Source organism: Bradyrhizobium sp. (genome assembly GCF_035273305.1).
In the GTDB taxonomy this organism is placed as follows: domain Bacteria; phylum Pseudomonadota; class Alphaproteobacteria; order Rhizobiales; family Xanthobacteraceae; genus Bradyrhizobium.
The window spans coordinates 1-2,544 of record NZ_DATEPI010000143.1; the positions used below are offsets into that span (position 1 = coordinate 1).

A 2,544-nucleotide genomic window follows, 5' to 3' on the forward strand; every position below is an offset into this window, starting at 1 on the left:
TCGATACCGAGACGCGATCGCCCATGGATGGTTCTCCGTGCCTTTCTTTGACGCTTTACAGAATGCCGTTGTCCAGATTTAGTCAATCAACCAGCTAACAGATAACGCGTTTGGGTGGAATCCTCCCATGTTCAGCGAAAACCTCCTTGTCGGACGGCGCATCCTTGTGACGGGCGGCGGCACCGGTTTAGGCAAATCGATGGCATCGCGCTTTCTCGAACTCGGCGCCGAGGTCCATATCTGCGGCCGGCGCAAGGCCGTCTGCGACGAAACCGCGACAGAGCTAATGGATCTTCATGGCGGGCGGGTCACCAGCCATGGAGTCGATATTCGAAACCCGCTCGCGGTCGACGAAATGATCGAGACGATCTTCAGGGAAGGCCCGCTGACGGATCTCATCAACAATGCGGCCGGCAATTTCATTTCGCGCACCGAAGACCTGACGCCACGTGGTTTCGACGCGGTCGCCAACATCGTGATGCATGGCACGTTTTACGTCACGCACGCCGTCGGCCGTCGCTGGATCGCCACAAGACAGCCCGGCAATGTTGTGTCGATAACGGTGACGTGGGTCCGCAACGGCAGCCCCTATGTGGTGCCGTCGGCGATGAGCAAATCGGCGATCCACGCCATGACGATGTCGCTGGCCACCGAATGGGGACGCCACGGCATCCGGCTCAACACCATCGCGCCCGGCGAAATTCCGACCGAAGGCATGAGCAAGCGCATCAAGCCCGGCGACGAAGCCGGCGCGCGCACAAAAGCTATGAACCCGATGGGGCGGGTCGGCAAGATGGAAGAGCTGCAGAATCTCGCGGTGTTCCTGATTTCGGGTGGGTGCGACTGGATCAACGGCGAAACCATTGCGATGGACGGCGCCCAAGCCCTGGCGATGGGCGGCAACTTTTATCAGCTGCGAGATTGGTCCGACGCCGAATGGATTCAGGCGCGAGAATCCATCAAGGCGCAGAACGAGAAAGACCGCGCCGCTCGGGGCTAGATTCTTCCGGTATTGTGTTTGGCGCGCGACGACGCCAGTATTACCGCAACGAAAAACAACGCTTGCGGGAGCGAGATGTCCGATCTCCAACAACCGACAAACCTCGCCGAGGTCGTGCGCGCGCGGGGAAAAACCCGCGGCGATGCCATCGCCTATGAATTCGAAGGCCGCCAGACCAGCTTCGCGGAATTCGATATACTCACCAACCGTGTCGCCAACGCGCTGATTGCCGACGGTATCAAGCCGCGCGAGCGCATCGCCTATCTTGGCAAGAATAGCGACGTCTATTTTGAGCTGCTGCTTGGCGCGATGAAGGCCAACGTGGTCATGGCGCCGGTGAACTGGCGGCTCGCCGGTCCGGAGATCGCTTTCATCGTCGAGGACTGCCGCGCCTCGGTGCTGTTCGTGGGACCGGAATTCTTGCCGCAGGTCGAGAAAATCAAGGCTCAGGTCCCAACTGTTCGCAGATTTATTGCCACGGAAACCAGCTCGCCGGGCTGGCTGAACTACACGGCCTGGCGCGACACGCAGAGCAGCGAAGACCCGAAAGTCTCGATCAGCCGCCAGGACATCGCGATCCAGCTTTACACCTCCGGGACGACAGGCAAGCCAAAGGGCGCGATGCTGTCGCATGCCAATTTTCTGAATCTGGTGGAAGCCGGAAAGGACCAGAAGCCTGACTGGAACAGATGGAGCGAGGATGATGTCTCGCTGGTCGCCATGCCGGTCTTCCACATTGGCGGCTCCGGTTGGGGCGTCCTGGGCTTCTATCACGGCGCCAAGGGCGTCATCGCCCGTGAATTCGACCCGACCAAAGTGCTGGATTTTTTCGAGCAGTCCGGAATTACCAAGCTGTTCATGGTGCCGGCCGCGATGCAGTTCGTGGTACGGCAGCCGCGCGCACGTCAGGTAGATTTTTCGCGCCTGAAGTACATGCTGTATGGCGCCTCGCCTATTCCTGCCGCGCTTCTGAAGGAGTGCATCGAGGTGTTCGGCTGTGGCTTCGTGCAGATGTACGGCATGACCGAGACCACCGGCACTATTGTCGCGCTCCCGCCGGAAGATCACGTCGAGGGGCTCGACCGGATGCGTTCGGCCGGCAAGGCCTTGCCCGGCGTTGAACTTGCTATCCTCGATGCCAACGGCAACAGATTGCCTCCAGGCGAGGTCGGCGAAATCGCCACGCGCTCTGGTTCGAACATGGCCGGCTACTGGAATTTGCCGGAAGCCACCGCCAAAACCCTCGACAGCGACGGTTGGCTGCGCACCGGAGATGCCGGCTACCTGGACAAGGACGGCTATCTCTATATCCACGACCGCATCAAGGACATGATCATCTCCGGCGGAGAAAACATTTATCCCGCCGAGGTCGAAAGCGCGATTTGCGATCACCCTGACGTCGCCGAAGCGGCCGTGATCGGAGTACCCGACGAAAAATGGGGCGAGGCGGTCAAGGCGATCGTGGTGATGAAGCCCGGTCGGAAAGCAACTGCCTCCGACATTGTCAACTTCAGCCGCGAACGTATCGCTGGCTTCAAGGCGCC

The 2,544-nt window shown here is 60.1% G+C and carries 2 protein-coding genes; both read left to right on the forward strand.

The features are described 5' to 3' along the window. The first annotated feature begins 127 nt into the window (after window positions 1–127). A complete protein-coding gene (locus tag VJV58_RS09725; protein ID WP_324137129.1) occupies window positions 128–1,000 on the forward strand; it encodes an SDR family oxidoreductase in 873 nt (290 codons plus the stop codon). Between the two features lie 75 nt (window positions 1,001–1,075). Further along, window positions 1,076–2,544: fatty acid--CoA ligase (locus VJV58_RS09730; RefSeq protein ID WP_324137130.1), on the forward strand; the 1,469-nt coding region annotated here is incomplete at its 3' end.

Bases quoted from the DNA above. Each gene is read 5' to 3' on its own strand.
- VJV58_RS09725 (WP_324137129.1), top strand. From the start codon at position 128: ATGTTCAGCGAAAACCTCCTTGTCGGACGGCGCATCCTTGTGACGGGC.